Annotated in this window: 11 protein-coding genes and 1 tRNA gene; 7 read left to right on the top strand and 5 right to left on the bottom strand. The window is 44.2% G+C overall.

What is annotated here, in order from left to right:
- Together IM462_RS04135 and IM462_RS04130 are read right to left on the bottom strand one after the other, a co-directional pair.
- Nucleotides 1-1,542 (bottom strand): bifunctional pantoate--beta-alanine ligase/(d)CMP kinase, encoded by a 1,542-nt coding sequence (locus IM462_RS04135; RefSeq protein ID WP_287702890.1) that lies wholly within the window; start codon nucleotides 1,540-1,542, stop codon nucleotides 1-3.
- A 13-nt stretch (nucleotides 1,543-1,555) separates the two neighbouring features.
- Complete coding sequence (locus IM462_RS04130; protein ID WP_287702888.1) at nucleotides 1,556-1,822, bottom strand: hypothetical protein; 267 nt, start codon at nucleotides 1,820-1,822, stop codon at nucleotides 1,556-1,558.
- Between the two features lie 207 nt (nucleotides 1,823-2,029).
- On the opposite strand from IM462_RS04130, the gene IM462_RS04125 reads away from it, so the two are divergent.
- From IM462_RS04125 to malQ, 7 genes are all read left to right on the top strand, one after another.
- Nucleotides 2,030-2,335, top strand: a complete 306-nt coding sequence (locus IM462_RS04125) for a CU044_2847 family protein (protein ID WP_016516640.1) — start codon at nucleotides 2,030-2,032, stop codon at nucleotides 2,333-2,335.
- A gap of 9 nt (nucleotides 2,336-2,344) precedes the next feature.
- Nucleotides 2,345-3,640 (top strand): S1 family peptidase, encoded by a 1,296-nt coding sequence (locus IM462_RS04120; RefSeq protein ID WP_287702885.1) that lies wholly within the window; start codon nucleotides 2,345-2,347, stop codon nucleotides 3,638-3,640.
- 165 nt (nucleotides 3,641-3,805) lie between these two features.
- Nucleotides 3,806-6,367 (top strand): AAA family ATPase, encoded by a 2,562-nt coding sequence (locus IM462_RS04115; protein ID WP_287702883.1) that lies wholly within the window; start codon nucleotides 3,806-3,808, stop codon nucleotides 6,365-6,367.
- Nucleotides 6,368-6,781: 414 nt separating this feature from the next.
- The gene (locus IM462_RS04110; protein WP_287702881.1) at nucleotides 6,782-7,519 is read left to right on the top strand and encodes an HAD family hydrolase; all 738 of its coding nucleotides are present in this window, start codon (nucleotides 6,782-6,784) and stop codon (nucleotides 7,517-7,519) included.
- A gap of 85 nt (nucleotides 7,520-7,604) precedes the next feature.
- Nucleotides 7,605-7,675 (top strand) — tRNA-Gly (locus IM462_RS04105).
- A gap of 214 nt (nucleotides 7,676-7,889) precedes the next feature.
- The gene (locus IM462_RS04100; protein WP_287702879.1) at nucleotides 7,890-8,345 is read left to right on the top strand and encodes a DUF29 domain-containing protein; all 456 of its coding nucleotides are present in this window, start codon (nucleotides 7,890-7,892) and stop codon (nucleotides 8,343-8,345) included.
- Nucleotides 8,346-8,589: 244 nt separating this feature from the next.
- On the top strand, nucleotides 8,590-10,092 hold the full coding sequence (malQ, locus tag IM462_RS04095) for a 4-alpha-glucanotransferase (RefSeq protein ID WP_287702877.1): 1,503 nt from the start codon (nucleotides 8,590-8,592) through the stop codon (nucleotides 10,090-10,092).
- A gap of 270 nt (nucleotides 10,093-10,362) precedes the next feature.
- Here the strand turns inward: malQ and IM462_RS04090 are convergent, their stop codons facing one another.
- From IM462_RS04090 to IM462_RS04080, 3 genes are all read right to left on the bottom strand, one after another.
- Entirely contained in the window at nucleotides 10,363-10,788 is a 426-nt protein-coding gene (locus tag IM462_RS04090; RefSeq protein ID WP_287702876.1) for a hypothetical protein, read from the bottom strand.
- Nucleotides 10,789-10,920: 132 nt separating this feature from the next.
- Nucleotides 10,921-11,847 (bottom strand): ornithine carbamoyltransferase, encoded by a 927-nt coding sequence (gene argF, locus IM462_RS04085; RefSeq protein ID WP_002762401.1) that lies wholly within the window; start codon nucleotides 11,845-11,847, stop codon nucleotides 10,921-10,923.
- A gap of 401 nt (nucleotides 11,848-12,248) precedes the next feature.
- Nucleotides 12,249-15,485, bottom strand: coding sequence for a tubulin-like doman-containing protein (locus tag IM462_RS04080; RefSeq protein WP_287702874.1), 3,237 nt, complete (start codon nucleotides 15,483-15,485; stop codon nucleotides 12,249-12,251).

The raw sequence follows: 15,485 nt of genomic DNA, 5'->3' as shown, positions 1-15,485 counted from the left end.
TTATCCCCCTAAATCACCTGAGTTAAGATGATAAAGAGCAATGATTTTTTCCGTGACTTCTGTAATAGTGAGATGATCGGTATTAACTTCGATCGCATCTGTGGCTTTTCGCAGGGGTGCTAGGGAGCGATTACTATCCAAATAATCCCTTTTTTCAATCTCTTGGGTTAATTCTGCGAGACTAATACCTCCATTTCCCTGCGCTTCTAAGTCTTTTAATCTCCTTCTCGCTCTTTCTTCGGATGTCGCTGTCAAGAAAATCTTTAATTCCGCTTCTGGGAAAACATTAGTACCAATATCCCGACCTTCCACAACTATTCCCCCCGACATTCCCATCTGTCTTTGCAGGGTGACTAACTGTTGTCTCACCGCTTTTTGAGCGGCAATTCTGGACACTTGCGAGGTAATTGCGGGAGAGCGAATCTCTAAAGTCACATCCTGCCCGTTAATCTTCACTATAGTCACATTTTCGGGACTATCGGCCGGGATTATTTCTATCTTCGCTAAAGATAATAACTCGGCGATGGCCGCTTCTGCGGACAAATCCAGACCGGAATTCACCACTAACCATGTCACCGCGCGATACATCGCACCGGTATCGAGATAGGTTAACCCCAATTTTTCCGCTACTAAGCGCGTTACCGTCGATTTTCCTGCTCCAGCAGGTCCATCAATAGCGATAACTGCCCGACGTTGACGCAAGATAATATTATCAATTAAACGGGTTTGACCGATCAATCCGGCGATCGCTAATAGTCCCCCTGTCTCGATCTGCTCGATCGGTTGTAAACTCTGGGGATGGACTAAATCCAGATACTGAGGGCGAAATTCTGGCACTCTGTCGAGATTTTTTTGCACAATAGCCAGTAGTTTTTCCCTTTGTCTTTCCCCTAAACGAAAACTTTCGAGGGCTAATTGCAAACTTTGGGCGATAATTGTCGCTTTTTCCCTTTCTGTCGCCGATAGATACTGATTGCGAGAACTAACTGCTAATCCCGATGTTTCTCGCACTGTAGCACAAGCGCGAATCTCGATCGCTAAATTTAAATCCCTGACTAATTGCCGGATAATCGCTAACTGTTGGGCATCCTTTTCGCCAAAATAGGCGATCGTCGGTGCAATAATATTAAACAACCGCGTGACAATTGTGGCTACTCCCTGAAAATGTCCCGGACGAAAAGCACCACATAACCCGCTAGTCAGAGAAATCGGGGAAACAACTGCGGTTATCTCCTCAGAATCACCAATTCCTAAAGTTTCCGCACTGGGAGCAAAAATAGCAGCAACTCCCAAAGATTCACACAATTGGCGATCGCTGTCAAGGCTGCGGGGATAGCGAGAAAAATCCTCTGTGGGGCCAAATTGTAGAGGATTAACAAAAATACTGACCACAGTTACCTCCGCTTCCGTCACTGCGCGTCGAATTAGACTAGCATGACCTTTATGGAGAGCGCCCATGGTTGGCACGAGGGCAATACTGCGATCATGGCGATAATCAGCCAAAAAAGTGCGTAAACCGGGGATTGTTGTGAATATTTGCACAGGGTTCACTCCTTTAATAGCCTATTCCACTACTATTCGCCAGGGGATGCTGCCCGATGATCGATTCGGCTGCTTCCGGGGAATCGGCTTTAAATAATAACATCCCATCGCCTCTTTCTGTCCAATGATTCCCTTTTTGCCTCCTGTCCTGACTTGAAAGAGGGTGTAGGGTGTGGGGTGTAGGGAAAGAAACCTCTTTCATCTGTGGGGGTGAAAATTTTTTCATCGGGACTGACTTGATTAAACGCTGCATATATGCTTGTTTAACAAACCAGGGCATAATTTTTTTCAGGACAATGACCGGTAAGCAACCCGACAATTATATAGATTAATGGCAAAAAAGACTTGACAAAATCCCTCGATTTGACTTATACTTTCTAGTATAATGGGAATCCGTGCCGAAATATATATAAGCCTTTTTAGTTCCGCTATAAGTTTGTCCGAGAAGCAATCGAGAAAACCATAAATGGGTCATTGAAGGAGCCTTATGCCAGAATCTAAATATGAGATTATTTCAGTTAAAGTTAAAGAAAATGTCACCATGTTAGTGGAAGCGAGAAGTTTCGGTGGTGAACGGGAAGTATCCGATCAAATATTTGACTTTCAAAGTGTGGCTGATACAATTGAGGCAGTTACTGAATCGATCGCTGCTACGATAAGTAAAGTGCAGCCCAAAAAGGCCACCGTAGAATTTGGGGTAGAAGTCAGGGTAAAATCTGGTAAACTAACCGCTTTAATTGTGGAAGGTGAAGGAAAGGGAAATTTAAAAATTACCCTAGAATGGGGAGGATAAATTGATTAAATGCTTACCCCGGAATCTCTACCTCCGTACACTGTCAGGTTAAAGTTAATCGATGCGTCAGGAACAGGCTTTTTTGTGGGACAAGGGTTAATTTTGACCTGTCTTCATGTGGTAAAAGATGCGCGGGATAATAACGAGACTATCGAGATAATTTGGCAAGGTCAAATTTCTGGGGCTAAAATTATCGACTTACCGAATCTAGACGGGATCGATCTGGCTCTTTTACAATTAAACTCGTCTTTAGATCACAAATATGTCGATTTTGATCACGATTTACAATTAACAGATAAATTATACACTTTCGGCTATACCAACGATTATCCGAACGGTGATCCTAGTGACTTTGAGTATATAGGTTTAACGGGGGATGAAAACCCCCTAATCAAGTTTAAATTAGGGCAAGTACAACCCGGTTTTAGTGGTTCACCTCTGTTAAATTTACGCACGGGGAAAGTGTGCGGAGTGGTGAATATAACCAGAGATGAGTACAGTGATTTAGGAGGAAGAGCGATTCCAGTTCAGACTATTTTTAAATATTTTCCGCAATTACAACCCCAAAAAAATGCCCATAATCCTTTTAAACCCACTTCCGGAGGTATTAAAGAAATTCAGCAGATTTTTGGCCGAGAACAAGAAATTAAAGATATTTTTGAGGTTTTAAATTCCGGCAGTAGTGCTGCTATTATCGGGGAAAGGGGAACGGGAAAAACCACCCTGCTTTGGGGAATTTACCATCAAGCAAGGGAGTATTTACTTAGTCATCGACAACCCTTGTATTTAAACTTAGAAGGATTAGCAGGAGATAAGGATTTTTATTATGAATTATGTCATCAGATTGGTATAGCTGCGAATTACGATAAACCGCTCAAAGGAACTAGATTAACTAGGGAATTAGAAAAACACAAAATCCTGTTATTATTGGATGTGGTAGATAATATGACTCAAAAATATTTCAGCTATCAGCTTAGAAGTCAATTAAGAGAGTTGGCCAATCGTCCCGATCCACCTTTAAGATTAGTAGTAGCGGCTAATCGTTCCCTTGATGTTTTATTTCCTGATAACAAAGGAGGTGATTCACCTTTCGAGGGAATTTGTCAACAATTTCCGATTAAATTATGGGATGAAGCTAAAATTAAAGAGTTTATTAGTCATCGTCTAAGTCAAACTGGAGTGACTTTTACTGAGGAGGAAATAAGTTCTCTTGTTAGCCAAAGTCAAGGAAAGCCGCGAGAGGTGATGCAAAATTGTTTTAAACTTTATCAAACCAAAGTCAATAACTCAGCATCCCGAACTTAGGTTATAACTAAACAATAAGTTGATTTAATTTTGGGTTTGATCCTACCTTGATAAGGGGGGTTTGATCCCCCCTGCCCCCCTTGATAAGGGGGGTTTGATCCTACCTTGAGTAACACCTAACTACTTAATAAACCATCACCGGGTAAATAGCTAGAGATAGAAATTATGAAGGAAAGCACCGTCCCCAGAATTAATCTCGCTCCTAAACTCAAACGCGATTTATCTTTATGGAATCCTTTTGATTATCTTTTGCTGTTGTACTGGGTGTTTTATTTTCCCCAAGCAGTGCGCTGGTATGTGGAAACGAGAGGCGGCGGCGATAAATTAAAAGAACAGAAAACATGGCGCAATAGAATGCAATTTCTCCGCGACCATCGCGTACAATTGCGTCTAGGGATTCAGGGTCTTCTCTTAACTGTAATTACCCCTCTAATTATCTGTAGCATAGCGGCAAATTTAGGACTTTCTGTTGATTGGGTGCGCGTGGGGTACGGCGTAGTGTACGGCGTGGTGTTCGGCGTGGTGTTCGGCGTCGTGTCCGGCGTGGTGTTGGGCGTGGTGTCCGGCGTGGTGTCCGGCGTGGTGTTCGGCGTGGTGTCCGGCGTGGTGTCCGGCGTGGGGTTCGGCGTGGCGTTGGGCGTGTGGTTCGGCGTGGGGTTGGGCGTGGGGCCCGGCGTGGTGTACGGCGTGGTGTACGGCGTGGGGTGGAGTGTGGTGTTCGGCGTGTTGAACGGCGTGGTGTGGTGCGTGAGGTCCGGCGTGGTGTCCGGCGTGGGGTCCGTCGTGGGGTTTATATTCGCCTTTTTCCGTCCTGATAATTGGCTAATCGGGCTTTTGGCCGGTCCCCAAGGGCGACTTTTTCCCCGTATTACCCTTCTACCGCTGCCGGGGTTAACCTCGACTCTACAACAATGGTTACAGCAAGACTGGGAAACGGCTATTAATAACCTCAATCAATACTTTCGGTACAGCTGCCAGTTTATTCCTGTCCTTGTCGCCGTTAACCGCGTTTTATCGCAATTCCCAGAGGCAGAAATTATCTATCGCGTCTCCCGTCTGGCAGAAAATCCCTCCGATTGGCAATTGTTAAAATATGCGTCGGCGAAACTGTTTTCTTTTCCTGACAGCAAAATCCGTCTCGATACCCCTGCTCGCGCCGCCGCCGCCGGTTTTTGGTATCTTCACCAACAGGACACCGAAAAAGCCGAAAAAGCCTTTGCTGTGGTACGTTCCCTCGCCTACGGGGAAGAAATGTATAGCCTCGCCCAAACTTTACACCGATTTAGTCAGGCAGCAACTCTCGATGGTATCGCTTCCCTGAAAGTTGCCCCCATTGCCCCAGAACCTTCATTACGTCCGCAAACTTGGCAAGCTATCAGCAGTTTAAATCTAGTTATCACAGAAATGGCTTTAGTCCAGAGAAGTTACTCCCAACAGACCAGATCCCTCGCTCTTAATCGGATTATCGGGGAATTAAGGGATATAACCGACCAACAGGCGGCTACTTTACCCCAAGCAGAAAAAGAATTAATCCTTTCTATCGCCGAAAAATGGGCAGAAATTAGCACATCCATCGCGGGAACGGTGGGAACGGTAACTATTACCCAACCGATTCCTAATCCCTACATTATCGGTGATCCGGTGATCGGTAAACGCTTTGTTGGTCGTGGGGATATCCTGCGGGAACTTCAGTCAATGTGGTCCGGAGATAACCTATCCTCCGTAGTTCTCTATGGTCATCGTCGCATGGGTAAAACTTCGATTCTACGCAATCTGGAGGCATATCTTCCACCAAATGTGTCGGTTATCTACATTAATTTACAGCGCTTGGCCACAGTAACCAGCCTAGCCGAAGTTCTCCTGACTATGGCTGAGGAAATCGCCCAAACTTTGGCAATTGATGCCCCAGAAGAGGAAAAAATCTCCCAACATCCAGAAATGTATTTTAATCGTTATTTAGACCGTCTGATGCGCCAGATTCTGCCGGAAAAAGCTAAAACTGGTTTAATTATTGCCCTCGATGAGTTCGAGATAATTGAGGATTTAATCGAAGCGAATACCCTCCCCCGGAATTTCCTCGGCTATCTGCGTTCCCTTGTCCAGAGTAGTCCGCGTCTAGCTTTTGTTTTTGCCGGATTACATACCCTAGAGGAGATGACTGCCGATTATTTTCATCCTTTTTTTGGCAGTGTTTACCCGATTCCAGTTAGTTTCCTCTCTCCTGAGTCCACTCGCGTTATCCTCGCTAATCCCGTTGGGGAAGACGAGGATTTTCCCCTAGACTATACCCCATCCGCTTTGGACAAAATTTATCAACTTACCCACGGTCAACCCTATTTAGTACAACTGATCGGCTTTCATCTGGTACGTTTTTATAATAAACAGGTCTTTGAGTTGCAACGTCCCCAAGATATTCGTTTTCAGGTGGAAGATGTGGAAAAAGCCATCGATGCTGAGTTTTTCCAAAGGGGGAATTATTATTTTACGGGTGTCTGGAAACAGGCTAAACAAGATGCGGCCGGACAACAGGAAATTTTAATAGTTCTTTCTCCCCATCTGCAAGGATTAACCCGGGCAGATTTACTGTCCAGCACTGGACTAACTGCCACAACTCTCGACCGGGCCCTAAAAACCCTTGAAAATCATCATGTCATCGAATGCCAAGACTGCCGTTATCGGATTGCTGTGGAATTATTCCGTCGTTGGGTATCGGAAACAATGGCCTAAGGGACTTGCGCTTTAATAATGTACCTTTTGGGCGAACGCAGTTCGCCCCTACATTAATGTACCTTTTGGGCGAACGCAGTTCGCCCCTACATTGTGGACAAAATCCGTTACTGTAGGGGCGCAAAGCTTGCGCCCTCCGATCGGTTGGGATATTGTTCCCACGCAGGTCCCTAAATTCTTTTGTTATATTTTTGGCTAATATTTTAGCCCCAAATAGGGGGGTTACAGGGCAGCACGGATTCCCACTATAACAAAATAATAGAACAAATCTGGGAATTTGTCAAGGCCTTGGCAATTTTCCGGTTAAAATTGTTTGTTGAGATGGGGTAAGGGGCAAGACCCGCCAGGCCCCGACGAAAAACTTTAGTATAATCAAGAACACTGAGTATTTATTAGCTTTTCTGTCTAAGATTGATGTTAAAGGCTGTTCTGTTCGATTTTAATGGGGTGATCATCAATGATGAACCGATCCATCAAGAGTTAATCAATGAAATCTTGCTCGGGGAAAATTTACTGCCCCTAGGGTCGGAATTTGCGGAGTTATGTCTGGGAAGAAGCGATCGCGTCTGTTTGCGTAATGTTCTCACCCGTCGCGGTCGTCAAGTGACCGAGGAGTATCTGACCAAGTTAATTAACAAAAAAACCAGTTTATACCGAGAAAGATTAGAAAAATTAGAGAAACTTCCTATTTATGAAGAGATATACTCTTTTTTAAAACGGGTTAAGGCCAGGGATCTACAAATCGGTTTGGTGACGGGAGCAATACGCTCGGAAGTAGAATCGATCTTGCAACAGACGGGCCTTGGGGATTACTTTAGTGTCATTGTCACCGGGGATGAGATCAGCACCAGTAAACCCCAACCGGATGGTTATTTACTGGCCGTAGAAAGATTCAATCGTTGGAATTTTAATCTGCAATTGCAACCCTGGGAATGTCTGGTGATTGAAGATACTTTTGCTGGTTGCGAAGCGGCAAAAAGAGCGGGAATGCAGGTGGTGGGAATCGCTCATACCTACCCCTTCCATTTTATGCAGAGAGTGTCCAACTGGGCGATCGATAATTTCTCCCAACTAGACCTCGATCGCGTGGAAGAAACTTTTAGCCAAATCGGGGATAAAAAGGAGCGATCAGGATTTTTAGGCGATCTATGACCATCTAGAGGCGATTCACAAGCTGAAAATCCCTACTTGTAAAAATCGGCAATTCGTGTTATGCTAAGGAAAGTGCTAAGAAAATGCGGGTGTAGTTTAGTGGTAAAACCCTAGCCTTCCAAGCTAATGATAGGGGTTCGATTCCCCTCACCCGCTTAAGTTGTTGTGCAGTGATAGATTATCTGTCGTCTGATGGATAAGGGTTTTTGGCTATTGTAGTAAATATGTATGGGAGAAGTTTAGATCTGTTCATGTCGCGGCAGCGGAGGAGTTACGGCCGATTTCAGAAATCTTAGAGGAGTTGGAAGTATTAAAAAAATTTTGAGCCGGTTCGGCTAGGATAGTGAAAGAATACCGAGAGGACGTGAGCATGACACCAACAACCACGAAAACGCTCTACGATACCGATTTCGCTCTCTGGATCGACGAAACAGTAGATCGATTAAAAGCCGGAGATTTCGCTGCGATCGATCTGGACAATTTAATCGAGGAGGTGGAATCCTTGGGAATTGGTCAGCGTAAATCGGTTCATAGTTTTCTGGTTCGTTTACTGGAGCATCTCTTAAAACGGTGTTATGTCGCTCTCCCGGATTGTTATCGGGGATGGGAGGTCGAGATCCGGAATTTTCGCAACGAGTTAAAAAAAGAGTTTAAATACTCACCGAGTTTAAAAAGCTTTCTAGTCGAGATCTTTGGGGAATCCTACGGGGAAGCGTTGGAGTCGGTGCGCGAGGATTATCCTGATACAGATTTTCCTGATGTTTGGCCTTTTGCGAAGGATGTGGATACTCTGTTAACTGAAAAGTTTTGGCAAGAGAGGAAATAACTATCCTAATTACCGGATCAGACTTACCGAACCACTCGCGAAGACAAAAAAATCTCACTGGATAAAACCCCACACCCTAACCCTACCAAAAAACTTTTTCAGCAGACCCTACTTAATCTGTCTAATAAAGTTGTTAAGTATTGCCCTTATCGATCGAGATCGGGTTAGCTTGGAGATAGCAGTGAGCATTCAGCTTTAAACACTTAATAACTGCTAACCGAATCATTGATAAGGGGGTTTTTTCATGGCTTTTAGCCGTTCTAGCGGTATTTTGCTTCATCCCACCAGTCACCCCGGTCGTTACGGGATTGGAGAACTAGGTAGGGAAGCCTATCAATTTATCGATTTTTTGGCTCAAAGTGGTCAAAAACTCTGGCAAATTCTCCCTTTAGGCCCCACAGGGTACGGTAACTCTCCCTACATGAGTTTTAGCGCCATTGCCGGCAATCATCTTCTGATTAGTCTCGATCTTCTTCGGGAGAAAAACCTGCTTAGTGACGCAGATTTCGAGGATATTCCCGATTTTCCCCTCGATCAAGTGGATTTTGATAAATTGATCGCTTGGAAAATTCCCCTACTTAGAAAGGCGGCGAGCAATTTTGTCAAGGGTTCTGACACAATTCTTTACAAACAGTTTGCCGGCTTTTGTGCTGGCAATGCCGATTGGTTAGAGGATTACGCCCTATTTATGGCTTTATCCCACGCTTACCAGGGTAAAGCATGGATGGAATGGCCGACAGAAATTCGCGAACGTCATTGGGGTGCGTTGGAAACACCGAAACAGGAGTTACAAGAGGAGATTTTTCTGCACAAATTCCTGCAATTTGAGTTTTTTGAGCAGTGGTTAGCCCTAAAACGCTATGCTAACTCCCTCGGTATCGAGATTATCGGTGATATCCCCATTTATGTCTCCCATAATAGTGCCGATGTTTGGGCAAATCCGCAGGTTTTCCGACTGGATCCGCAAACCGGTAATCCCTTGGAAGTGGCGGGGGTTCCCCCGGATTATTTCTCAGAAACGGGGCAATTATGGGGAAATCCTCTTTATAACTGGGATTATCTCAAAAATACGGGCTTTGAATGGTGGGTACGTCGTTTAAAAGCGGTTCTTTCCCTAGTCGATATCATCCGTATCGATCATTTTCGCGGATTAGAAGCCTATTGGGCGGTGGCTTTCGGCCAGGAAAACGCTATTAATGGTCGTTGGCTCAAGGCCCCGGGTTATGATCTCTTTAATACTATTGGCGCTCGTTTAGGTAAATTGCCGATTATTGCCGAAGATTTGGGCGATATCGACCAAGCAGTTCTAGATTTTCGCGATCACTTTGCCTTCCCCGGGATGAAGATTCTCCACTTTGCTTTTGGGGGTGACGCGGGTAATCCCTATCTTCCTTTCAACGTCGAACGCAACTGTGTGATTTATACCGGCACTCACGATAATAATACCACTGTGGGCTGGTTTCAGGATAACGCCAATGACTACGAAAAAGCGCGACTATATCAATATCTTGGCGCTCCCAGTGGTCAGGGAGTGGCTTGGGATCTGATTCGACTGGCCTATAGTTCCGTGGCTAATCAGGCGATCGTACCGTTACAGGATGTGTTAGGTTTAGGATCGGATGCGCGGATGAATACCCCCAGTGTCGCAGAAGGGAATTGGTCATGGCGCTATCGTCAGGAAGCTTTAACCGGAGAATATAGCGAGAGATTGCGGGATTTAGTCAATCTTTTTGGCAGAAATCGTTAAATAGCGTTTGCGGCAAAAAGCTTTTCCTGGGGGCAGGGTGTGGGGTGTGGGGTGTGGGGTGTGGGGTTTTACCGATTTTGAGGTAGTCAATTACCTAATTTTCAGGGAAAAAGTACCTGAATTTTCCCCCCGATCCCCGCAACGGCTGGCACTTTTTGAGGAAAAAAAAGTCTAAAAGTCTTATCCAACAAGGTTTTTAGATTTATTCAGCAGACCTTAAATCTCAACCCTTTTGTCGAGACGTTACCCCTAACGTCTCTTTTTGTCCGGTTAATGTGGGTGAGAATTTTTTAGCAATCTTTGCCGGATGCGATCGAGATTTTCTCGACTATTGACGGGTAAATGGGGTAGGGGTAATTCTAAATTGGGCCAATTACTCAAATCATGGCAGGGACAGGATAAACCCGACTGGCCCAGCACTTCAATTGGTACGGGTATAGTACAACGAGCGCAGGGATGAAATTCCCATTGAGGGGAAAGTAAGTCTCGGATAGTTTGTTGAGTACCTTCTAGGTAACAATCGCCACTTTGAGGATCAAGCATTTTTTGCCAACAATCCTCAAACTCCGACGAATAGCGATCAGCATTGAAAATTGGCAGCGGAAATAGCATAGCTTGGTTTTTGGGACAAATAACTTTTTTTCCCAATTGAAACCAATGGGCGAGATATTTTTTAACGGCGGAGGTGTCTGACATATAGTTAGGTGTGGAGGCTGCCCTGATTATTGCTCTTACCATCAATCCTAGCGTTAACTTCTGGTGTCGGACAGGTCTTAGGATGATTGATGATCGAGTTTAATAATTATTTTAGTAACTGAGCATCGGGAGCTAGATTAATCCCAATAAACTCACCATTAAAGCTTTTTGGGCGTGCATCCGATTTTCCGCTTGTTCCCAGACTTTTGATTGTACACCCTCGATCGCCCCGTCGGTAATTTCTTCGCCCCGGTGAGCAGGTAAACAATGGAGAATAATCGCGTCTTTGTCAGCGTGACTCATTAGCTGTTCATTGACTTGGTAGGGCTGAAAAACGGGAATTCGGGCATCAGCGAGGCTTTCCTGTCCCATACTCGCCCAGACATCAGTATAAACCACCTGAGAGTCTTTTACAGCAGTAACGGGATCGTCGGTAATTAAGATTTTACTACCGGTTTTCTCGCCAATAGCCTGGGCGCTGGCGACAATTTCCCCATCCGGTTGATAGTTTGCGGGGGAGGCAACCCGCACATTTAACCCCATCAAAGCACCACCCAAGAGGAGAGAATTAGCGACATTATTACCATCCCCCACATAGGTGAGGTTAATTCCCCTTAAAGTCTGAAAAGTCTCTTGGATAGTCTGTAAATCGGCTAATATCTGGCAGGGATGTTCTAAATCCGTTAAAGCGTTGATAATCGGGATGCGCGAGTAATTGGCAAAAGCTTCTAAATCCTCTTGTTTAAAGGTGCGAACCGCGAGAATATCGAGATAGCGATCGAGTACCCGGGCTGTATCGGCTAAGGGTTCCCCTCGCCCCACTTGGGTTACACTGGGGTTAAGATCGATCACCTGTCCCCCTAACTGGTACATGGCGACGGTAAAGGAAACCCGGGTCCGAGTGGAAGCTTTATAAAATAGCAATCCTAAGACTTTTTTGCAGCTAGGGTTAAGAGTGCCAGCTTTAAGCTGTGCCGATAGATTGAGTAGGGCGCTGATTTCTTCGCTACTCATGTCGGTTATTCTTAAAACATCTCGTCCTTTTAAAGTGGCTACCATTGGTTTTTCTCTCGATAAACAGGGGTCTTGATTGGGCTTTATGGCAGTTAGCGATTAGCAAAAATCTTGAGTAAAGACCTTATTATAATCCAGTTTTTTCGCTATTAGGCAATTTTTCCCGAAAATTTTCATTTTGGGGGATGTTAGTCCAGCTAACACCCCCAATTTTTCTGTTAAATTAGGTAGGTGTTAAACATTGTCAGATTCACCCCTTATCAAGGTAGATCCCCCCGCCTATCGGCACCCCCCTTATCAAGGCGGATCCCCCCGCCTATCGGCACCCCCCTTATCAAGGTAGAACCCCCCGCCTATCGGCACCCCCCTTATCAAGGTAGAACCCCCCGCCTATCGGCACCCCCCTTATCAAGGGGGGCAGGGGGATCAAACCCAAAATCTAATTTCTACTTAACTAATTTTGCCCCACACTTAGAACAAAAATTAGACGAGGGCGGGTTTTTGTGTCCACAATTACCGCAGATAATTAAAGCTGGGTTAACCACTTCCGTCACCGAAGAAAGAGGAATTTCTCCACCGCTATCCAACTTATAGTTATGGATTAACTGCAAAATAATTGCATCTTCCCGTTTATATTCTGTATTATCTTTTCCTCCTGTCAACTCCTCGGAACGTTGTTGTAAATATTCAATGAAAGTCCGATACAAAGCTTGTTTTTTCTCGGGAGTGGCTGCAGCCTGTAACTTAGCCGTCACCTGAGTTTGAATTTTTTCCTTATCTTCGCGACAAGCTTTTACTTCTAACACCTGTACCGCATCTTCCCAACTGGTGGCGATATCGACTTTTTTTAATCCCGTTGCGGTTTTAATTTCATAGCGAATTGTTTTCTCATTAGTGACTCGATTGACTTCTGGAAAAAGCACTTTTAAAGCTCGGGCTGTCACCACCAATTGATAAATACTCGGATCTTCGGGAAAAACATCCCAGAAAGGAGGTTCCTTTTGGATATGCACGGGGATGGGTAAATCGCGATTTTCACCCATTTGTTGAGCGCGTTTGGCGAGAATAAACTCTCCTTTCCAGTCCTGATAGGATTGCCGCAGTTCTCGCATTCCCTCGAGACAGCGTAGGGAAAAACCGCCAATTTCCTGCACGAAGACAAGACGATATTTTTCCACGTCTCCCAAGGGTTTAATATCGTCTTCGTTGGGGATAAATTCCCGCAGTTTCGGAATAATTTTTTGGGCTGCTGGGTTACTGGTATTTCTTCCTCCAATCAGGGCAACATTTTGATTTAATTGGGGCGTAAAACCCGCATCTTTTCCTCGCAAAACCGCAGGATTAAGCATAATTAGGGGTCGCGATTTTTGGTAGGCAATGCGAAGATTATTGATAATATCTGCATCGTTGTTATAAATTTTTAACAAGCGATCACAAGCGGCTAATTCCTGCTGAATTTGACTACTAGCGGGGGCATTTTGTAGGAGTTGATTAGCTTGATTTAGGATAACTTGTTGAAAATCTCTTTGACGAATATCGGCAATCTCGGTGATGTCAAATAAACGCATATTTTCATCGGCGCGGCGCGTTTCTTTCCAGAGGGGGCTAGATTGCTTTAAAATCTCTTCCGAGAGGGGTAAACAAAGGTTATCCATACCTGTATCGTAGGCATTTTTGTTACCAGCAATCCCGGAGGCAAATTGTTCGATAAAGTCTTGATAAAGACTATTTAATTCTTGTCTTTCAAATAATTTAATCCCATTAATTAACAAAGCATCGGCACTATCGCTCTGTTGATTAGACTGGAGATTAAATAGATCGCGACTTTGAATTAATTTCTGACGAAAGCGATTAAAACGGCTTTCTAATTGATTAAGATGTTCCAGTAAACGATTAATAACCTCTACTCCTGCACCTCTGGTTTTTCGTTGAATATTGGCCATTAAATGACCTTCCAATCCCGTTAAAGCTTGTTCACAATATTCTTCCATCTTATCTTTTTTCGAGATATGAAGTTTATCTTTCAGATCATTAATTTCTGCCAAGGCTGTGTCGTATTCCCGTTGACGTTTACTTTCGTTTTGACTCCAAACCTGTTCTTGATCGCGACGGAATTTTTCCGCTATGTCGGTGAAGATTTGTCGTACTGAAACAATAAAACTCTCGGCAAATTTTACCCCACGGTTCCGATCTTCAAGGATATTATAAAACTCCATTTCTAGGGACTTTTTACCCCGTTGAATAATTTCATCCCGGTTACTATAAATCTTTTTCAGGTAATCGCCGTGCAGCCGTTCATCGGGACTCAATTCTAGTAAATGATTGCGTTTAAATTCCTCGACTCTTGGCGTTAAATAATCATTAATAAATTGCAGGATTTTTCCCTGTTCATTGCCTAAAATATTAACACCCTGTTTGGTACAAGATAGCCAATTATCTTGATTGATTTCCTGACGAGTTTCGTTAATCCATTGGGAGATTATGGCAATTAAAGAGCGATCCTTGTCGGCACATAAATCCATAATTAATTCCCCTTCGCTCAAGCGCATTCTTTTGAGGATATCACCTCTGACTAACTCCAACATTTGAGCGGGTAAAATCACGGCATCATTCAGCCACCAATTAATTAAATCTTTGGCTAAACGTTCCGATAAAGAAGCCCGAATTTGGGCAATAGGAATTTCAATAGTTGATAGTCCAAAACTCATAAATTGCTTAGGATAACCGCGACCTCCCGGGTCAGCTTGCGCCCAAGAACCCTTAATATTATCTCTAATAGAACGCTTATGGGGGGCAAAATCAGAGGTCATATCTAGGAAGATATTTTGGGCGATCATTTCCCGAATTTGACCGAGTTTAAAATCACCTTCGCCGTTTTTTGTCCCCACTAAATAGGTAAAGTCAAAGGGGGGTAATTTACTAATAACTTCATCGACCAAACCGCTGCTAAACTGTTGATGATATTCGGTTCTGTAGTCAGAAAAGTAATTTAATTCCATCAGGGCAGCGTAACCATTAGCCAAAACTCGATCGCCGACACTAATCCCCGCAAATGCTTCAGGAGTCGGAACAATTGCCGTACTCAAAGGACTACTTTCCCCTCGTAACCAATTACGAATACAGTAACCTATATCGATTAACATTCCGCTACCCGTACCACCGTTTAAAGACCCCGTAGTAAAGACATTAATAGCAGTATTATTAACTTTAATTCCATAGCGATCGAGCATAAAGTTTTCTTGCCCTTTTACCCGTCTCACCGCGTCTAGAAATTTTCTTTGGATCTCATGATAATTACAAAATAAAGCAAAACGACCACAGGCGCGAATTTGTCCCGCTCCCGCTTCTAGGGAAGTAATATTTCTCTCTAATTCTGGGGGAAACCAACTATTAATCCAGGGATATCTATCCATGTCAGATACCATCTCCTGTACCTGTTTTCCACTCACCCGGGCCCAGTGTTTTTCGTTATCTTTAAAAGCACTGCCAGCAGCTTCAGGATTACTGATTTTATAATCCTTATCCGTGTCAACCACCAAAAAACTGACAATCGGAAAATTACTCAAACTGCCATAACTTTCCTCGATTAAGCGACGCAATCGCGATAAAATTTCGTTACCCGTGCCACCAATACCCACTAAAACCGTGGGAACCATGCTTTTTTCTTCTACTGCTGCTGGCAT

It is taken from the genome of Microcystis sp. M144S2 (assembly GCF_020246065.1).
Classification (GTDB): domain Bacteria; phylum Cyanobacteriota; class Cyanobacteriia; order Cyanobacteriales; family Microcystaceae; genus Microcystis; species Microcystis ichthyoblabe_A.
Note: the sequence above shows the minus strand (reverse complement) of the source record. Positions and strands in the feature narration are given on the sequence as shown.